The sequence below is a fragment of the Kribbella sp. NPDC055110 genome, from assembly GCF_053607525.1.
This window is the reverse complement of record NZ_JBSGTS010000002.1, coordinates 537,341-554,175: the sequence shown is the minus strand read 5'-3', so window position 1 is coordinate 554,175 and position 16,835 is coordinate 537,341. Positions and strand designations below refer to the sequence as shown.

The window sequence follows — 16,835 nt, the reverse complement described above, 5'->3', positions numbered from 1 at the left end:
CAGGCGTTGTGTCTCAGGTGGATGCCGGGGTCAGGCCGGCGATGACGAGGTCGGCCACTGCCTCCGCGTGCCGGCGGACCTCGTCCGGATTCGACCGCTGGGGTCCGCCGAGGAGCGCGGTCTCGACGTGGCTCGCGAAGGGTGCGCCGCCGCCCTGGACCACCAGGTAGTGGACGGCTGCGTACGGCACCCGCCGGAGCCGGCCGGCGGCGACGAGCCGATCGATGCGCCGCTCGACCAGCGGACGCAGCGGTTTGACGAATCGGTCATGAACGTAGCGGATGCGCGGGCTGTCGATCGCGCCTTCGTGGGCGAGGATCCGCAGCACCTCCGGATGTGCCGCGGAGAACAGCACCTGGGCGACGACGGCTTGCCGGAGCGCCTCCAGGTCGTCGAGGCCGGGATCGTCGGCCAGCTGCCGCCAGGAGTCCCTCGCGATGGCCAGAGCGTGGTCGATGGCCGCGAACCACAGGCCTTCCTTGGAGCCGAAACGCGCGGTGAGCAGGGCGTGGCTGATACCCAGTCGCCGGCTCAGGTCGCGGACGGACATGCCGTCGTACCCCTTCTCCGCGAAGGCCTCTAGGGCTCCCTGCAGCAGCGGAGCGACGTCGATTTCCTCACCGGCCCGCGGGCGGCCGCGTCCTCGACTCTGAACGATGAGACTTCTCCCTTCCGGACCCCGCTTGCCGAAACCGGGGGATCGGGGGCATGCTGGGATTAAATATCCAACTGGATATTAAACTACAGCAGTCGGCACCCCGAGGAGAAGACCCATGGCACGTGACCGCACCCTTCCAGCCAGGATGGGCAACACCGGCGCGGACTACGCCCGCTTCGGCATCGAGGCCGGGGCCGAAGCGATCAAGCCCCACGAGGACGGCCTGCGCACCGACGGGGGACCGGGCAGCTACGAGTGGTGGTACTTCGACGCGCACCTGGACGACGGCGCGAAGCTCGTCGTGGTGTTCTTCACCAAGCACTTCACCGCCATCGACAAGCCGCTCGCACCGATGATCCGGATCGACCTCACGCTGCCTGACGGCACCACGGTGGAGAAGGTGGCCGAGTTCGATGCGGACACCTTCTCGGCCTCCACCGACACCTGCGATGTCCACATCGCCGGCAACGTCTTCGCCGGCGATCTGCACCGGTACACGATTCGCGCCGAGATCGAAGATGTCCAGGTCGATGTCACGCTGACCGGTCGGGTGCCGGCGTGGCGTCCGGAGTCAGGGCACTGGCTCTTCGGTGACGAGGGAGAGCGGGTCTTCGCTTGGCTTCCGGCTGTGCCTGAGGGCGCGGTCGAGGCGACGTACGGCGTCGGTGGCAGCAGCAGCACCACGACGGGCGTCGGTTACCACGACCACAACTGGGGCAACACGCTGATGCTAAAGCTCATGCACCACTGGTACTGGGCTCGCGGTTCGGCCGGTCCCTACTCGGTGATCGCTTCCTACATCACCGCTGAGAAGCAGTACGGGTACTCGACGCTTCCCGTGTTCATGCTGGCGCGCGACGGCAAGCTCATCGCCGACGACAAGAGCAAGGTGACGTTCGAGGAGCTCGGCGACTACATCGACACGGTGACCGGCAAGCCCGTCGCGAACGTCACCCGCTACACCTACACCGACGATGCCGACCGGTACGTCGTGACCTACACCCGTCACTCCGACCTGTCGAGGGCCAAGTTCGTCGACCAGCTCACGGGCCCGAAGAAGGCCGCCGCGAAGATCGCCGGCTTCGACGGCGCCTACCTGCGCTTCGTCGGCGAAGTACGTGTCGAACACTACGAGGGCGACAACCTGACCGAGTCCCACGTCGACGACGCCCTGTGGGAGCTCATGTACTTCGGCAAAGCCCGACCAGCGGATCAGTAGCCGGGGAAGACCTTCCGGAGTTCGTCCAGCGTGACGTTGCCGGTCACGCTCACATCCGTGCCGAGCCGCCCGCTCAGCAGCCGGATCACGGCCTCTGCCGGACCGTCGAAGGTGGCCGTCGGGTCATCGACCGCGGCGGTCACGGTGACCGTGTCGGTGATCTCGATGCCGCCGCCTGGGATCGCCAGGCGGACCTCCTGCTCGAGCTGGTCGGCCTTGCCGGTGAAGCCTAGAAGGAAGCCCAATGGCCCGGCGAAGAGCTCGATGAGCAGCTCGGCCGAGTCCGGATCCAAAGTCGCCGACGGGTCCACTCCGACGCGTACGTCCCAGGCGTGGTTGGCGACCTCGTTGAGCCGGATGCCGAGCGCGACCAGCAGCGGCACCGGCTCAGGCAGGATGCCCGTCTGGATCAGGCGATCGCGCTGCTCGGCGGTGAGTCCCTCGACCAGGTCGACGTACGCCGCGTTGTGTTTGACGAATCCGGCCGCCTGGTCGGCCGGGGACGAGGCGTTCCAGCGGGCCCAGATCGACTCGTTGGCCTCAGCCTCGACGTGCTCGCCCGCGGCGATCGCGATCGGCTTCCGGGAGATCTCGGCACCACTTCCGAGGTGCGAGAGCACCTGCGCGACGGTCCACTCTGTCGCCCCACTGCGGGCCGCTAGCTGTTGATCGGACAAGGTCGGCACCAGCGCGGCGAGGGCGTCGTGGTTGGCACGCAGGGCCGCGACGGCGCGGTCGACAAGTGAGGTCATACGAGGCCCAACCCCGCAGCCTACGGCTTTCTTCCGCCCTGGCTCAGTTAGTCGGTTCCGGCAGACTTCTTGCGCCGCCGTGGTTCCGCCGACCGCGGCGGTGTCTGACGCATGTGGTCCCGCGCGCGGGCGAGGATGTCGGCGAGTGTCTCGATGTCGGCGCGGGACAGCGGAGCGAACAGCAGGTCGTCGAGTACGGCGATGTGACCCGGGAAGACTCCCGCGAGCACGGCTCGTCCTTCCTCGGTGATGGTGACGGTGACGCTGCGCTCGTCATCGGCGGACGGCGTCCGGGTGACGAGGCCTCGCTTCTCCAGCGTCTGGGCCTGGTAGGTCAGTCCGCTGCGGCTGTAGACGACACCGTCGGCCAGATCGGTCATCCGCCGGCTGCCCGCCGGTGAGTCGCCGAGGGTGGCCAGGAGCTGGAACTGCACGTAGCTGAGATCCCCGGCGTCCCGCAGCTGCTGCTCGACGGCGTGCTTCAGCAGGCTGCTCGCCTCGATGAGCGCGAAGTACGCACCCAGCTGCGTGGCATCCAGCGAAGGCCTCGACGGGGTCATGAGCTGAGCCTAGCAGTGCTTCTAACTCGAAGTACTTGCTTTGAATTCGAAGCAGCGCTACGGTGATGTCAGTTGCTTCGAATCCGAAGCACATCACCGAAAGGGAACATCATGAAGGCAGTACGGTTCCACGCCACGGGCGGCCCCGAGGTTCTGCGCTACGAGGACGCCGACCAGCCGGTCCCCGGCGCGGGCGAGGTACGCATCCAGGTCGCAGGGTCGGCGTACAACCCGGCCGACGGCGGCATCCGCGGCGGCGTCCTGCCGATCCCGGTGACGCTGCCGCACGTTCCGGGGTACGACGTGTCCGGCACGATCGACGCGCTCGGCGACGGGGTGGAGGGCCTCACCGTGGGCGAGAACGTCATCGGGCTCATCCCCATGACCGCTGACGGCTCGGCAGCGCAGTACGTCGTTGCGCCGGCGAACGTACTGGTGAAGGCCCCGGTGCGCATCCCACTCGCCGACGCTGCCGGGTTGCCGTCCGTCGGGCTCACCGCCTCACAGGCACTCTTCGAAGCCGGCGAGCTCAAGGCCGGCCAGCGTGTCCTGATCAACGGCGCCGGCGGTCCCGTGGGTGGTTACGCCATCCAGCTGGCCAAGCGCGCCGGTGCGTACGTCATCGCCACGGCGAGCCCGCGCAGCAGCGAGATTGTCAAGGCAGCCGGTGCCGACGAGATCATCGACCACACGGATACCTCTGTACTCGACGCGGTCACCGAGCCCGTCGACGTACTGCTCAACCTGGCTCCGATCACCCCCGACGGATTCATCGCCCTGGCCACACGGGTCCGTGACGGCGGCGTGGTCGCGTCCACGACACCGACCGTGACGACGCCCGGCGACGAGGACCGAAACGTGCGCGCGGCAACGATCTTCGTCCACCCCGATGCGGACGTCCTCTCGAACCTCGTCACCCTCATCGACAGCGGCGACCTCCACGTCGAGATCGCCCAGCGCGTACCACTGAGCGAACTCCCCGAGATCCACCAACAGGCCGACGCAGGCCAGCTCCACGGCAAGGTCGTAGCCATCCCACCCACCGCCTGACGATCAGCCCCGCCAACGCCCGCGGCTGCACGGGAGGAGATGGTGCGGACGATGTGCGCCCAGGTCGATTCGGGCGGTGCCGTCGGCTTCGCTCGGTGGTTCACCGCCGGTGCGACGTACACGTTCGCCAATGGTCCGACGTTGGTCGGCCGGGACGCGATCGAAGCCGCGACCGCTGGTGCTGCCGGGGCTCTGCCCTGGGTCCGGCACTCGATCGGCCAGGTTGCCGACGTCGGTGACCAGCTCTTCTGTCGCTTCACCCCCGTGTAGCTCGCGGTTCTCCCGCAAGGCGGTTATGGCGGTGTCAGGCGGAGGACTCGAGCGGTGGGTTCGGGGGTGTTGGTGGTGATGGTGAGGGCGTTGTCGGTCCAGGTGTAGGTCCAGGCGGTGTCTGTGGTGGGGAAGTGGGGATCGAGCTTCGAGCGGGGGAGGGTGAGGGTGATGGTGGATGGGCCAGGGGTGCGGTGCCAGAGGGTCAGGTAGGAGATTTCTGGGCCGTTGAGGGACAGGGCGATCCAGTCGTCGGTCCAGGTCGGGAGTCCGAGCGGCCAGGCGGGGACGAGCGTGTCGAGATCGTCGAGGATGGCGCGATGTGCGGTCAGGGCGGAGCGGATCAGGTCGAGTTCGGTCGGCGTCATGTGGTTGAGGTGGCCGGACAGGTACAGGCGGCCGGGGATGCCGTTGACGAGCGCGAAGGTGAACTCCTCGGGGGTGGTCCCGCTGATCGGGTACGCCCAGTGGCCGGCCTGTTCGGGCAGTACGGCGGCGGGTGCGGCCGCGGTGATCGGTGCGTAGAGCAACGGATCTTCCTGGTCCGACGTCGATTGCAGGTGCAGTCTGGACAACATCGCGTAGTCCATCCGCATCGCGCCCGAGGCGCAGTTCTCGATCAGCAGGCCGGGGTGGCGGGTCTGAAGATCGTCCAGCCAGCGCAGTAGTGCTCGTTGGTGTTCGAGCAGTCCGTGGCCGAGCGACGTACCGCCTTTGTCCGTTCCCGGACCCGTCATCGTGTTGTTGTCGAACTTGAAGAAGCCGACGCCGAACTCGGTGATCAGTCGGTCGACCGTGTCATCGAGGTGCCGGCGCGCCGACGTGTTCCGGAGGTCGAGCAGATAGCGGCCGGACTCGGCGACCCGTAGGCCGTGGCGGGTGAGGAACGCGTCGTCGGGTAGTTGGTGGGCGATCGGTGAGCGGACGCCGATCACCTCGGGTTCGAGCCACAGGCCGGGGATCATGCCGTGGGAGTGGATCCGGTCGATCACCTCGGCCAGCCCGTTCGGGAAGCGGGTGGTCGACGGTTGCCAGGCGCCGACGGTGTTCCACCAGTCGCCTTCGGCGTACCAGCCGGCGTCGATGCAGAAGTAGTCGGCTCCGACGTTCGCGGCAGCGTCGATCAGTGGCAGGAGTTTCTCGGTCGTCGGATCGCCCAGCAGGGTGTTCATGTAGTCGTTGAAGACGACCGGCATGCGGGTGTCCGCCGTACGTCGGTGACGGATGGCGCGGCGTTGCCGGGTCAGGGCCGCGAACACACTGTCCCGATCGGTCCCGGCGACGAGCGAGACGGGCACCGTGGTGAACGGCTGATCGGCAGTCAGCTCGACACTCCATTGGTGCTCCTGGTCGGTCGGGCCGCTCAGCAGCAGATAGCCGCCGTGCCGGCTCTCGCCGAGCTCGTAGTGCCACGGTCCGTTGTGCTCGATCTGCCAACCGAGAGCGTACGACTGGCCGAGCAGGACGCCTACGGGCAGATGCTCCCCGGTCGACCATGAGCCGCTGTTGGTTACGGCGTGCCGGCTTCTGGCGACGTGGCGGTGCGCATCGCTGACGATGTCGGCCAGCGCCTCGGAGCGCAATGCGTGGGCCGACCAACGACTCTCCGCCATCCAGCTGTTGGCGGCGGTCAGCAACTCGGCATCGACGGATGGAAGGCCGACGACCAAGGACGAGAGGAAGGTCAGCGCGAGTGTGCCCGGCTCTGTCATCGAGGCCTCGGACCAGGCACGTACGCCGGCTCCCGCCTCGAACACGCTGACGACCCGCAGACCGCTGCCGGGCTCCTCCTGGATGATGCGCAACGTCCCGTCGCCCTCTTCGTGGCGGACGTAGCGCAACTGCTGCCCGAGGGAGGTGTCGACGTGCCGGCTGGTGCTCGGCGAGAGACCATGTCCGACAGCGGACACCTCGACCAACGGCTGGCTGGGAATCAGCTCATCGCGGTCCGGACGGGAGGCTTCGCGGACGCCGATCAGTCGTACCGGACCGTCCTCGAGAGCGAAGGTCAGTGTCAGGTCAGGGCTGCTCCAGCGCAGGAGATTCATCCACAGGGCTCGTTTCGTCGTCGGTTCGGCGGCGGGTCTCGAGGAGGTAGTCCTCGACCGTGAACAGGTGGGTGGCCATCCGGATCCGTGCGCGGTCAGGGTCGTGCGCCGTCAGCGCGGCGAGGATCGAGAGGTGTTCGGTGTGGGCGGTCTCGTCGGCACCCGGTTGCGTGATCGATCGGCGCAGCCGGTCACGCATGGTTCGTCCACCCAGCGCGTTGATCAGTGCCGCCAGCACGGGATTGTCGGCCGCGTCCGCGATGATGCGGTGGAAGGCGATGTCGTTCTCGATCACCGTCTCGTGATTGGGTTCTTCGAGCTGCAGTTCGGCCTCGTTGTGGCGCAACAGTTCGGCCGCGGTCTCGAGGTCGGCCGGCGCGATCTGTCGCGCTGCCAGGGCAGCGGCCTCGGTCTCGAGAACCCGTCGTACGGCGTGCAGGTGGTGCGTACCGCTGCCGTCCTGGAGGTCGACGACGAATCCGATCGGTGCCAGCAGCATCGACGGCTCCAGTTTGGTGACGTAGGTGCCGTCGCCCTGCCGGGTCTCGAGAACGCCCATCATCGACAGCGCACGGACCCCCTCGCGCAAGGGATTCCTGGAGACGCCGAGGGCCACGGCGAGATCCTTCTCGACCGGAAGCCGATCGCCGGAGCGGAGCCGGCCGTCGATGATCATCTGCCGGATGCCCTCGATGACGACATCGGTCTGTGAGGTGCCGGGCGTGCGAGCCTTCTCGACCACCTTGGCGGGGGTCATGGCAGTGGGGCTGGTTGCGCGGCGGCCGACCAGTAGACGCCGTCCGGAAAGCGATAGGTCTGAACTGACTCCCTGTGCATCTCGGCACTGTAACCGGGAGCGGTCGGAAGCACGTACGCACCGCCGCGGATCACACACGGGTCGACGAAGTGCTCGTGCAGGTGGTCGACGTACTCGGTGACGCGGCCCTCGAGACTGGCTGACACGGCGATGTAGTCGAAGATCGCGAGGTGCTGGACGAGCTCGCACAGGCCGACACCGCCCGCGTGCGGGCAGACCGGTACGTCGAAGCAGGCGGCGAGCAGGTAGACCGCGAGTACCTCGTTGACGCTGCCGAGGCGGGCCGCATCGAGCTGGCAGTAGTCGATGGCGCCGGCCTGGAACATCTGCTTGAACAGCACCCGGTTCATACCGTGCTCGCCGGTGGCGACGCCGATCGGGGCGACCGCCTTGCGGATCGCGGCATGGCCGAGGATGTCGTCGGGACTGGTCGGCTCCTCGATCCAGAGCGGGTCGAACTCGGCCAGCGCCTGGATCCATTCGATCGCCTGCGGGACCTCCCAGACCTGGTTCGCGTCGATCATCAGGTGTCCGTCCGAACCGAGCACCTCGCGGGCGATGCCGCAGCGCCGGATGTCGTCGTCAAGGTCGGCGCCGACCTTGAGCTTGACGTGTTTGTAGCCGGAGGCAACGGCTTCCTCGCAGAGCCTGCGCAGCTTGGCATCGGAGTACCCGAGCCATCCGGCCGAGGTCGTGTAGCACGGGTAGCCGGAGGCCTCGAGCTGCTCGGTTCGTTGCTTTCGGCCCTCTTTTTGCCGGTTCAGCAGGGCGACTGCCTGATCGGCCGTCAGGACGTCGCTCAGGTAGCGCAGGTCGGCGGCTTCGACGAGTTCCTCGGGTGACATCTCCGACAGCAGTCGCCACAGCGGTACGCCGGCGCGTCGGGCGGCGAGGTCCCAGACCGCGTTCATCACCGCGGCCAACGCGAGATGGACGACTCCTTTGTCCGGGCCGAGCCAGCGCAGTTGGGTGTCCGACTGCAGTTCGCGGTAGACGCCGCCGAGGTCGTCGCAGAGTTCGTCGACGTCGCGACCGACCAGTGGCTGGGCGCGCTGGCGGGCCGCCTCGACGCAGAGGTCGTTGCCTCGTCCGATGGTGAACGTGAAGCCGTGCCCGGACAGTCCGGGAGCGTCGGTGTGCAGGACGACGTACGCCGCCGAGTAGTCGCCGTCCTTGTTCATCGCGTCCGAACCGTCGCGGGTCAGGGAGGTCGGGAAGCGGACGTCGACAACCTCCACCGAGGTGATCCGTGGCATGGCGGCCCTCACATCCGTTGCACAGAGATGGGATCTTTATTCCAGTTCGATGGCGTTCAGTATGGACCAAGCGGTGCAGCGGCGCTACGATCCCGGAAATTCATAGGACTAATACCTCGTCTTCCCGACGGAGGTTTCATGGCAAGCCTGACATCCATCCGGCCACCGGACGGCCAGATACCAGCACGGCCCGGCCGTCGCCGGCGACGGGATCGTCCCGGGCTCGAGGGGTTGCGCCGAAGCCTTCGCCGGCATTGGACCCTCTACTTGTTGATGGTCGTGCCGCTGGTCTGGTTCGTCGTGTTCAAGTACATCCCGATGTCGAACGCGGTGCTGGCGTTCAAGAGCTACAACGTGATCAAGGGCATCTGGGGGAGCCCGTGGGTGGGCTGGCAGAACTTCGACCTGTTCTTCCACAACCCGGTGTTCTGGACCCTGGTGAAGAACACCTTCGTGCTGTCGCTCTACACCGTCGCGGCCAGCTTCCCGATCGCGATCATCCTGGCGCTCGCCTTGAACGAGGTCCGCAACGGCATCTTCAAGCGGACCGTCCAGCTGGTCACGTACGCGCCGTACTTCATCTCCACCGTGGTGGTCGTGTCGATGACGATCCTGGTGCTGTCGCCGCGACTCGGGATCGTCAACGAGGGGCTGGGGTTCTTCGGCGTACCGTCCATCGACTTCCTCGGTAACCCGGACTACTTCCGGCACATCTACGTCTGGTCGGACATCTGGCAAACCACCGGGTACTCCGCGGTCATCTACCTCGCGGCGCTGGCCGGGATCGACCCGGCGCTGCACGAGGCGGCCAAGGTGGACGGCGCGGGCCGGCTGCGGCGGATCCTGCATGTGGACCTGCCGGGCATCATGCCGACCGCGGTGATCATCCTGGTCCTTGCTGTCGGCAACATCATGGCGATCGGTTTCGAGAAGGCGTTCCTGCTGCAGAACCCGCTCAACCTGAGCGAGTCCGAGATCATCGCCACCTACGTCTACAAGACCGGCCTGCTGAACGCCGACTTCAGCGGTGCGACCGCGGTCGGCCTGTTCAACTCGGTCATCAACCTGGCGCTGCTGCTGATGGTCAACACGATCGCCAAGCGGATCACCGGAAACGGACTGTGGTCATGAGTACCCGAACCGAAGTGCCGACGGTGCCGACCGAGCCGACTGGATCCACGGGGCCGACCAAGCGGACCGAGCGCCGGGCCGCGCGGGCGCGCCGGATCCGTGAGTCGCGGACCGACCGGATGTTCTTGTTCTGCGTGTATCTGCTGCTCGCAGTCTTCCTCGCGGTGGTGCTGGCGCCGCTGCTGTACATCGTGGCCAGCTCGTTCAGCAGCCCCGATGCGGTGTCGTCCGGGCGGGTGCTGTTCTGGCCGGTGGAGTTCTCCTTGCGCGGCTACCAGGCGGTCTTCGAGAACCCGCAGATCATCCAGGGGTACCTGAACTCGTTGTTCTACACGGTCGTCGGCACGATCGTCAGCGTCACGATGACGGTCGCGATCGCCTACCCGATGTCGCGCCGTACCTTGGTCGGCCGCAATGTCGTGATGACGGCGATCCTGTTCACGATGCTGTTCACCGGCGGGCTGATTCCGACGTACCTGGTGGTTCAGTCGGCCGGGCTGCTGGATACCCGGTGGGCGCTGATCATTCCGCAGGCGATCGGTGTCTGGCAGGTCATCATCGCCCGTACCTACTTCCGTACGGCGATCCCTGACGAGCTGGTCGAGGCCGCCGAACTGGACGGCTGCGGTGACCTGCGGTTCCTGTGGTCGGTGGTGATCCCGCTGGCCAAACCGATGATCGCGGTGGTCGCGTTGATGTACGCGATCATGCAGTGGAACTCGTACTTCGACGCGCTGATCTACCTGAAGAACCCGGATCTGTTCCCGTTGCAGTTGGTACTGCGGAACATCCTGATCCTCAACACCACCGGTGGCGGCGCCGTCGACGCATCTGTCGTCATCCAGCGCCAGCAACTGGCCGACCTGCTCAAGTACTCGCTGATCGTGGTCGCCAGCGTTCCGGTGCTGCTCATCTATCCGTTCGTCGCGCGCTATTTCACCAAGGGAATCCTGATCGGCGCCGTCAAGGGCTGATCTTCTCCACCACCTCGACCCTGTGAGGGACCTATGTCTGTACAGCTCAGAAGGAGGAGGCGCGCCGCGATCGCCGGCGTCGGTCTCCTGGCACTCGCCCTGGCGGCCTGCTCGGGAGGTAGTGGCTCCGACGACACGCAGGGCAAGCCGTTGCCCACGATCACCGGGAATCCCGCGCTCACCCTGGACGTCTTCGCGCCGCAGTCGGCCGACTGGAACCTGGCCACGAACGACTTCACCAAGGCGGTGAAGGACAAGTTCAACCTGGCCATCAAGTGGCAGAACACGACGTTCGACGGTGGGCCGGCCAAGGAGAAGCGGCAGATCTCGCTGGCCAGCGGTGACTACCCCGACCTGTACCTGCTGATCCCTTGGGTCGACCAGTTCACGCAGGCCGATCTGCTCAAGCTGTCGAACCAGGGTGTCGTCGTACCGCTGAACCAGTTGATCGATCAATACGCGCCGAACATCAAGAAGGCGCTGGATTCCACGCCGGAGTGGAAGGCGATGGCCACCGCGCCGGACGGCAAGATCTACGGTATGCCGCAGTGGGTGGACTGTTTCCACTGCTCGTACCAGGACAAGCTCTGGATGAACTCGGCCTGGCTGAAGAAGCTCGGCCTGCAGCAGCCGAAGACCACCGATGACATGCGCAAAGTGCTGGAGGCGTTCAAGACCCAGGACCCCAACGGGAACGGCAAGGCCGACGAGATCCCGCTGAGCGCGGACGTGCGGGACGTGCTGATCCCGTACTTCATGAACGCCTTCATCTACGACCCGCAAGGCACCAGCGGCAACAACAACTCCACGCTGGTGCTGAAGGACGGCAAGGTCGACGTCCAGGCGAACAAGGACGGCTGGAAACAGGGCCTCGCCTACCTGAACTCGCTGTACAAGGACGGCCTGATCGACAAGGGCGCCTTCACGCAGAACCCCGGTGCCCTCCAGCAGCAGGGCAACCACGCCGGTGCGGTGGTCCTTGGCTCGGCAACCGTGCTGCACCCGGGCATCTTCGTCACGACCGGATCCGCCGACGGACGGGACAAGCAGTACGACGCCGTACCGCCGCTGACCGGACCGGACGGCGCGAACTTCACCGGCTACACCTTCCCGAGCGTGCCCGGGGCAACGTTCGTGCTGACCAGCAAGGCGACGCAGGAGGAGCAGATCCAGGCGATCAAGCTGCTCGACTACATGTTCACCGACCAGGGCCAGATCAACGGCCAGTTCGGCACCGAAGGCAAGACCTGGACCAAGCCGGGAGGGAGCGACGTCGCACTGGACAAGTCGCTGAAGCCGGTGTTCAAGCAGATCCCGCAGAAGGTCGGCGCGAAGCCGCCGAACTCCGGCTGGGGCGCACTCGCGCAGTACAACAACACGGCGACCTTCCGGAACTCCGAGGCGATCAGCACCGACCTGTATTCCCAGGCAGGCTACGAGCGCCGGCTGTACGAGGCGACCAAGCTGTACGCCGGTCACGAGGACAAGGCACAGGTCTACCCGTTCTGGAAGGTGTGGATCGAACCGACCCTGGCCAACGAGGTCTCGACGTTGCAGACCAACATCGAGAACTACGTGCAGCAGAACGCGCTGCAGTTCATCACCGGTTCGAAGAACCTCGACAGCGACTGGGAGTCCTACCTCAAGGGCCTCGACAGCCTCGGGCTGAAGCGGTACCTCGAGATTCAGCAGACCGCCTACGACAAGGCACCCAACAAGTAGTCCCTGCAACCCCGACGAGGAGCGACCAGTGCCGTTCGACGCAACTTTCGAGTCACTCAGCACGTTCGAATGCCCGGACTGGTTCCGGGATGCAAAGCTCGGTATCTGGTCGCACTGGGGCCCGCAGTCGGTGCCGCGGTACGGCGATTGGTACGCCCGCAACCTGTACCGGGAAGGCAGCGACCAGTACCGGCACCATCTGCGGACGTACGGCCACCCGTCGCAGGTCGGCTGGAAGGACGTCGTACCGCAGTGGAAGGCGGAGCGGTTCGATCCGGAGGACCTGATGGACCGGTTCGTTGCCGCGGGCGCCCGGTACTTCGTGGCGCAGGCGGTGCACCACGACAACTTCTTCAACTACGACTCGGCCGTGCACGCCTGGAACTCGGTGAAGGTCGGTCCGGGCAAGGACATCGTCGGCCTCTGGAAGGCGGCCGCCGACAACCGTGGGCTGCCGTTCGGAATCACAGAGCATCTGGGCGCCGCTCTCGGGTGGTTGGCGGTCAGCAAAGGCAGCGACAAGCACGGCCCGTTCGCGGGAACGCCGTACGACGGGACGGATCCGCGCTACCGCGACCTGTACCTCGACAATGCCCGCTACCTGCCGGCCGTGGACGTTGTCGTCCAGGACCCGTGGTACCTGAACGATGCCGGCTGGCACGCGCACTGGCTCGAGGCCGTCACGGAGATGATCGACCGGTACCAGCCGGATCTGCTCTACTCCGACGGTCCGCTGCCGTTCGGCGAAGCGACGTACGCACCGGGTCTGCAGGCGGTCAGCCACCTGTACAACACCAGCGCGCGGACCCACGGGACGAACCGGGCCGTCTACCAGCAGAAGGACCGGAGTCCCGAGGTGAGCGCGGTCGGGGTGATGGACATCGAACGGAGTCAGACCCCAGGCATCCAGTCGCGGCCCTGGCAGACCGACACGTCGGTCGGCGACTGGTTCTACAACGTGCGCGATGTCTACAAGACCGCCGGCCACGTGATCGAGCTCCTGGTCGACATCGTGTCGAAGAACGGGAACCTCCTCCTCAACGTGCCGCAACTGCCGGACGGCAGCCTCGACCTCGAATGCACGCAGCTCCTCGAGGACCTCGGCGCCTGGACGAAGGTCTGCGGCGAGGGCATCTACGCCACCCGACCCTTCGACGTGTTCGGTGAGGGACCGTCGAGCGTCATCATCGACGGCTTCACGGAAGACCGGGTGAGCTGGACGAGTTCCGACTACCGGTTCACCCGCCGCGAGAACACGGTCTACGCGTTCCAACTCTCCTGGCCGGACGACCGGCGCGCCGTGATCCGCAGCCTGACCGGCGAATCCGTGACCGCCGTACGCCTCCTCGGCCACGGACCCGTACCCTTCGCCCAGGCCCAGGGTGTCCTGGTCGTAGAACTACCCGAGACCCCTCCACTCGAGACCGCAAACTGCCTCGCCGTTCAGGTCGGCTGATCCGATGTACGCGGGGAATCCGGTGCTTGTTGGTGGCTAGCCAGGCGGTGAAGCTTTCTTTGCAGGGCTGGGTTGAGCGCACGGGTCTGTTCGACCGAGAAGTCGCGGGCGAACAGCTCCGTCTGCTCGCCGAACGCGTTCTGCATCGCGCGGCGAGCGCGACCGCTCAGCCTCGGAGTCGGCTTTCTCAGGCGGGTTCGGGTGGCAGGAGAACTTGTGGTGGTCGTCCGTTCGACCAGTTTTGAGCCCACCAGGTTGCGAATTCGAGGTCTGCGGGGCCGTCGCGAGGTAGCAGGATCGATGCCGGGGCGAGGTTGCGCTGCCGGTCTGCTGTCTTCCGGAGTTCGGCGGTGACGTCGGCGAAGCGGTGTCCGGTGGGTTTGACCCGGTTGTGTATGTCGAGCAGACCGAGCCCGTACTCGAGGGATGCGAAGCCGCCGTGATCGGGCCGGATGTCGTGCGATGCCCACCAGGACAGTCCGGAGACTCCGGGAACCGACATGGCATGACGGATCAGTTGTTCAACGGCATCCTCGACGCTGATGGTGGAGATCCATTGCGGGGCGACGCCGATTTCCTGCACCCAGATCGGCCGCGGAGTGGTTTGATGTGCGGCTGCGACCTGGGCGAGGTAGGCGCCGATCGACCAGGCCAGGTCGTTGTTTTCGCCGAACTGGCCGAGGAAGCCGCTGAAGTAGGGCCAGGCGTGGACGGTGGTGATGTCGGGTTCGTTGGCGAGCATGGCCGGGCTGAAGCCGACCTGTTCGGTGGTCCATGCCTGGTGGTCCGCGCCGAGGACGACGGGCAGGTCCGGTACCGCGGCTCGTACGGTTCCGATCAGGGCGCGCGCCCAGCTGTCCAGGTCTTCTTGGGTGACGGTCTGTTGCTCGTAGCCGACCAGCATGTTCGGTTCGTTGCCGAGGTCGATGCCTGCGCCGGCGGGGTGTGTGGAGACAAGCTCGGCGACTGATCGGAGCAGGAGTCCGGCGGCGGAGACAGCCAATGGGTCGGTGAAGAGGTTGTTCCGCGTCAGCCACGGAGGGCGGAAGACCCAGCCGGAGAGGAAACCGTTCAGGACGGTGACCCAGACGTCGAGCCCGACGTCGTGCGCGCGGTCGAGCACATTGGACAGCCGGGCCATGGCGGTGGCCGATACGGAGGTCGGAAAGGGCTGGAAGACCGGCCACAGGCACTGGATCCGAATGTGGTCGCAGCCGAGGGCGGCGATCGCGGTCAGATCGTCGGCGATCGAGTTCTCGTCGAAGTCCAGCCAGGTGCTCCACCACTGTTCGCGCGGTACATAGTTGACCCCGAACGCCGGCCGGTCCGGGGTCATCATCGCGCCTCGTACAAGGTGTCCCACGTAATGACTTGGCCTCTGGCGACGAGCCGGTTCTGGAGTTCGGTGATGTCGATCTCTTGTACGTCGGTCTGCGCGCGGAGCGACTGCACCGCGGCGAGTGCTGCGGATTCGGCCAGGACGCAGAAGACGGGCTCCATCCGGGTCGCGGCATAGCCGATGTGGGAGGCCGACAGGCAGACCGGAACCAGAAGGTTGCCGCAGTCTGCCTGTCGCGGCGTGATGGCCCGGTAGGGAATGGGGTACGGACGGCCGGTGCCCAGGTGGCCACCGATGAACATGTCGCCTTCCGTCGCGACTCCGAGTTGCCCGGTTCGCTGGTCGCGGTGCGGGATCCGTCGTACCGGATAGACGTCCACGCCGAAGAGTGCGAGGCCGATACTGTCGCCGGGGTGGACCTGGTTGGTCACGTCGGCGTGGGTGACGGTGCAGGCACCGTCGAGGCGTCGCGCCGCCCGCACGTAGAGCTGCGGCGGCCAGCCTTCGGTCTCCGGAAAGACGCTCGCATCGAGTCCGTACGCCGCTGTCTCGGCCCGGAACTCATCCGGTACGGCGGGATCGGTCGACAGGAAGTGGTGGAGTCCGCGCAGGTAGTCGATGTGATGGCGCCAGATCCGGGACCGGTCGTCCCAGTTGCCGTTCTGGTACGCACGGCTCACTCCGAGCGGAGCGTTGGTGACCAGGGATGCGCGCTGGTAGTTGTACTCGCCCGAGTTCATCCATCCGGGGAAGATCCCGCGGAGGGCTTCGAGGTTCGGGCCGAGGTGCTCGACGTAGCGGCGTACCAGCTCGTAGTCGGCAGGGGAGTAGCCGTCGGGCGGAGTGAGGTCCGCGCGGCGAGCTGGATCGGTCGTGACGTAGAAGCGGTAGTTGTAGGCCTGCGTGTAGTCGTCTGCGGCGCCGACGGGCAGACCATGGTCCGGCTCGAGCAGGGGGAGCAGTCCGCTGGTGCTGTCTCCGGGCACGACGTACGGGTCGATCGGCATCCAGTTGGTGACCGGCTGGACGCCGGCCAGGTCCTCGCCGTAGGCATCGCGCGCCTCGCGGCCGGTGCAGTAGGGGACGCCGGCGAGCGCCATCAGATCGCCTTCGTACGACGCGTCGACGAAGACTGCCGCTCGTACCTCGCCGTCAGGGAGCGATTCCGAGGCCGGGAGTGGAACGCCCCACTTGTCAGGTGACGAGGTCTCCAGCTGGATGGCGGTAATGCGGTTGGAGGAGCGGGTGACGGAACGGGCGCGGCGCTCGAAGATCACCTCGATGCCGGCCGTCGCGATCCAGTCCTGGAATGCGCGCTGGACGTCGTGGGGGTTGGTGCCGAACCCGAAGACCGCGGTGCTGGTGAGGCCGCCGACGGCCGCGGGGATCGGGCAGTCCTGGGCCGGCTTGATACCGGCGCCGAGCATGCCGCCGAGCCATCGGCTCGGCTCGATCAGGACGACGGATGCGCCTTCCTGATGGGCGGTCATCGCGGCGACGCACCCCGCGGGCGTACCTCCGTAGATACAGATATCGACCATGACATGCACTGTGGCGTCGGACAAACCATCGCGAACATAGCG

15 protein-coding genes are annotated in these 16,835 nt (G+C 66.4%); 7 read left to right on the top strand and 8 right to left on the bottom strand.

Going from position 1 to position 16,835, the window contains the following annotated elements; translation table 11 throughout:
- Positions 1 to 13 precede the first annotated feature (13 nt).
- Positions 14 to 595, bottom strand: a complete 582-nt coding sequence (locus ACWF0M_RS05690; protein WP_452234486.1) for a TetR/AcrR family transcriptional regulator — start codon at positions 593 to 595, stop codon at positions 14 to 16.
- 178 nt (positions 596 to 773) lie between these two features.
- Here ACWF0M_RS05690 and ACWF0M_RS05685 point away from each other — a divergent pair, with 178 nt between their 5' ends.
- Positions 774 to 1,877, top strand: coding sequence for a hypothetical protein (locus ACWF0M_RS05685; protein WP_452234418.1), 1,104 nt, complete (start codon positions 774 to 776; stop codon positions 1,875 to 1,877).
- Here ACWF0M_RS05685 and ACWF0M_RS05680 read toward each other — a convergent pair.
- Together ACWF0M_RS05680 and ACWF0M_RS05675 are read right to left on the bottom strand one after the other, a co-directional pair.
- Entirely contained in the window at positions 1,871 to 2,629 is a 759-nt protein-coding gene (locus ACWF0M_RS05680; protein ID WP_452234417.1) for a maleylpyruvate isomerase family mycothiol-dependent enzyme, read from the bottom strand. The two genes, ACWF0M_RS05685 and ACWF0M_RS05680, sit on opposite strands and share 7 nt — an antisense overlap.
- A gap of 47 nt (positions 2,630 to 2,676) precedes the next feature.
- Positions 2,677 to 3,189 (bottom strand): MarR family winged helix-turn-helix transcriptional regulator, encoded by a 513-nt coding sequence (locus ACWF0M_RS05675; protein ID WP_452234416.1) that lies wholly within the window; start codon positions 3,187 to 3,189, stop codon positions 2,677 to 2,679.
- Positions 3,190 to 3,300: 111 nt separating this feature from the next.
- Between ACWF0M_RS05675 and ACWF0M_RS05670 the strand changes: the two genes are divergently transcribed.
- Together ACWF0M_RS05670 and ACWF0M_RS05665 are read left to right on the top strand one after the other, a co-directional pair.
- Complete coding sequence (locus ACWF0M_RS05670; protein ID WP_452234415.1) at positions 3,301 to 4,239, top strand: NADP-dependent oxidoreductase; 939 nt, start codon at positions 3,301 to 3,303, stop codon at positions 4,237 to 4,239.
- Between the two features lie 39 nt (positions 4,240 to 4,278).
- Positions 4,279 to 4,509 (top strand): nuclear transport factor 2 family protein, encoded by a 231-nt coding sequence (locus ACWF0M_RS05665; protein ID WP_452234414.1) that lies wholly within the window; start codon positions 4,279 to 4,281, stop codon positions 4,507 to 4,509.
- Positions 4,510 to 4,532: 23 nt separating this feature from the next.
- Here ACWF0M_RS05665 and ACWF0M_RS05660 read toward each other — a convergent pair whose 3' ends face one another.
- The 3 genes from ACWF0M_RS05660 to ACWF0M_RS05650 are packed head-to-tail and all read right to left on the bottom strand — an operon-like array spanning position 4,533 to position 8,612.
- Positions 4,533 to 6,557 (bottom strand): glycoside hydrolase family 36 protein, encoded by a 2,025-nt coding sequence (locus ACWF0M_RS05660; protein ID WP_452234413.1) that lies wholly within the window; start codon positions 6,555 to 6,557, stop codon positions 4,533 to 4,535.
- Entirely contained in the window at positions 6,529 to 7,314 is a 786-nt protein-coding gene (locus ACWF0M_RS05655; RefSeq protein ID WP_452234412.1) for a FadR/GntR family transcriptional regulator, read from the bottom strand. Before ACWF0M_RS05655 ends, ACWF0M_RS05660 begins: the two co-directional genes overlap by 29 nt.
- The gene (locus tag ACWF0M_RS05650) at positions 7,311 to 8,612 is read right to left on the bottom strand and encodes an L-fuconate dehydratase (protein ID WP_452234411.1); all 1,302 of its coding nucleotides are present in this window, start codon (positions 8,610 to 8,612) and stop codon (positions 7,311 to 7,313) included. The genes ACWF0M_RS05655 and ACWF0M_RS05650 overlap by 4 nt, the downstream gene beginning before the upstream one ends.
- Positions 8,613 to 8,903: 291 nt before the next feature.
- Between ACWF0M_RS05650 and ACWF0M_RS05645 the strand changes: the two genes are divergently transcribed.
- The 4 genes from ACWF0M_RS05645 to ACWF0M_RS05630 are packed head-to-tail and all read left to right on the top strand — an operon-like array spanning position 8,904 to position 13,913.
- Positions 8,904 to 9,761: an ABC transporter permease gene (locus tag ACWF0M_RS05645; RefSeq protein WP_452234485.1), complete on the top strand. Its 858-nt coding sequence runs from the start codon at positions 8,904 to 8,906 to the stop codon at positions 9,759 to 9,761.
- The gene (locus ACWF0M_RS05640; RefSeq protein WP_452234410.1) at positions 9,758 to 10,735 is read left to right on the top strand and encodes a carbohydrate ABC transporter permease; all 978 of its coding nucleotides are present in this window, start codon (positions 9,758 to 9,760) and stop codon (positions 10,733 to 10,735) included. Before ACWF0M_RS05645 ends, ACWF0M_RS05640 begins: the two co-directional genes overlap by 4 nt.
- A gap of 33 nt (positions 10,736 to 10,768) precedes the next feature.
- Positions 10,769 to 12,457 (top strand): ABC transporter substrate-binding protein, encoded by a 1,689-nt coding sequence (locus ACWF0M_RS05635; RefSeq protein WP_452234409.1) that lies wholly within the window; start codon positions 10,769 to 10,771, stop codon positions 12,455 to 12,457.
- A gap of 28 nt (positions 12,458 to 12,485) precedes the next feature.
- Positions 12,486 to 13,913 carry an alpha-L-fucosidase gene (locus ACWF0M_RS05630; RefSeq protein WP_452234408.1) on the top strand — a complete coding sequence of 476 codons (1,428 nt, stop codon included), beginning with the start codon at positions 12,486 to 12,488 and terminating at the stop codon, positions 13,911 to 13,913.
- A 187-nt stretch (positions 13,914 to 14,100) separates the two neighbouring features.
- On the opposite strand, the gene ACWF0M_RS05625 is transcribed toward ACWF0M_RS05630, so the two are convergent.
- Together ACWF0M_RS05625 and ACWF0M_RS05620 are read right to left on the bottom strand one after the other, a co-directional pair.
- Positions 14,101 to 15,252, bottom strand: coding sequence for a glycoside hydrolase 5 family protein (locus ACWF0M_RS05625; RefSeq protein ID WP_452234407.1), 1,152 nt, complete (start codon positions 15,250 to 15,252; stop codon positions 14,101 to 14,103).
- Positions 15,249 to 16,793, bottom strand: a complete 1,545-nt coding sequence (locus tag ACWF0M_RS05620; protein WP_452234406.1) for an FAD-dependent oxidoreductase — start codon at positions 16,791 to 16,793, stop codon at positions 15,249 to 15,251. The genes ACWF0M_RS05625 and ACWF0M_RS05620 overlap by 4 nt, the downstream gene beginning before the upstream one ends.
- Positions 16,794 to 16,835: the final 42 nt, after the last annotated feature.

Bases quoted from the DNA above. Each gene is read 5' to 3' on its own strand.
- ACWF0M_RS05685 (WP_452234418.1), top strand. From the start codon at position 774: ATGGCACGTGACCGCACCCTTCCAGCCAGGATGGGCAACACCGGCGCG.
- ACWF0M_RS05680 (WP_452234417.1), bottom strand. From the start codon at position 2,629: ATGACCTCACTTGTCGACCGCGCCGTCGCGGCCCTGCGTGCCAACCAC.
- ACWF0M_RS05675 (WP_452234416.1), bottom strand. From the start codon at position 3,189: ATGACCCCGTCGAGGCCTTCGCTGGATGCCACGCAGCTGGGTGCGTAC.
- ACWF0M_RS05670 (WP_452234415.1), top strand. From the start codon at position 3,301: ATGAAGGCAGTACGGTTCCACGCCACGGGCGGCCCCGAGGTTCTGCGC.
- ACWF0M_RS05665 (WP_452234414.1), top strand. From the start codon at position 4,279: ATGGTGCGGACGATGTGCGCCCAGGTCGATTCGGGCGGTGCCGTCGGC.
- ACWF0M_RS05660 (WP_452234413.1), bottom strand. From the start codon at position 6,557: ATGAATCTCCTGCGCTGGAGCAGCCCTGACCTGACACTGACCTTCGCT.
- ACWF0M_RS05655 (WP_452234412.1), bottom strand. From the start codon at position 7,314: ATGACCCCCGCCAAGGTGGTCGAGAAGGCTCGCACGCCCGGCACCTCA.
- ACWF0M_RS05645 (WP_452234485.1), top strand. From the start codon at position 8,904: ATGGTCGTGCCGCTGGTCTGGTTCGTCGTGTTCAAGTACATCCCGATG.
- ACWF0M_RS05640 (WP_452234410.1), top strand. From the start codon at position 9,758: ATGAGTACCCGAACCGAAGTGCCGACGGTGCCGACCGAGCCGACTGGA.
- ACWF0M_RS05635 (WP_452234409.1), top strand. From the start codon at position 10,769: ATGTCTGTACAGCTCAGAAGGAGGAGGCGCGCCGCGATCGCCGGCGTC.
- ACWF0M_RS05625 (WP_452234407.1), bottom strand. From the start codon at position 15,252: ATGATGACCCCGGACCGGCCGGCGTTCGGGGTCAACTATGTACCGCGC.
- ACWF0M_RS05620 (WP_452234406.1), bottom strand. From the start codon at position 16,793: ATGGTCGATATCTGTATCTACGGAGGTACGCCCGCGGGGTGCGTCGCC.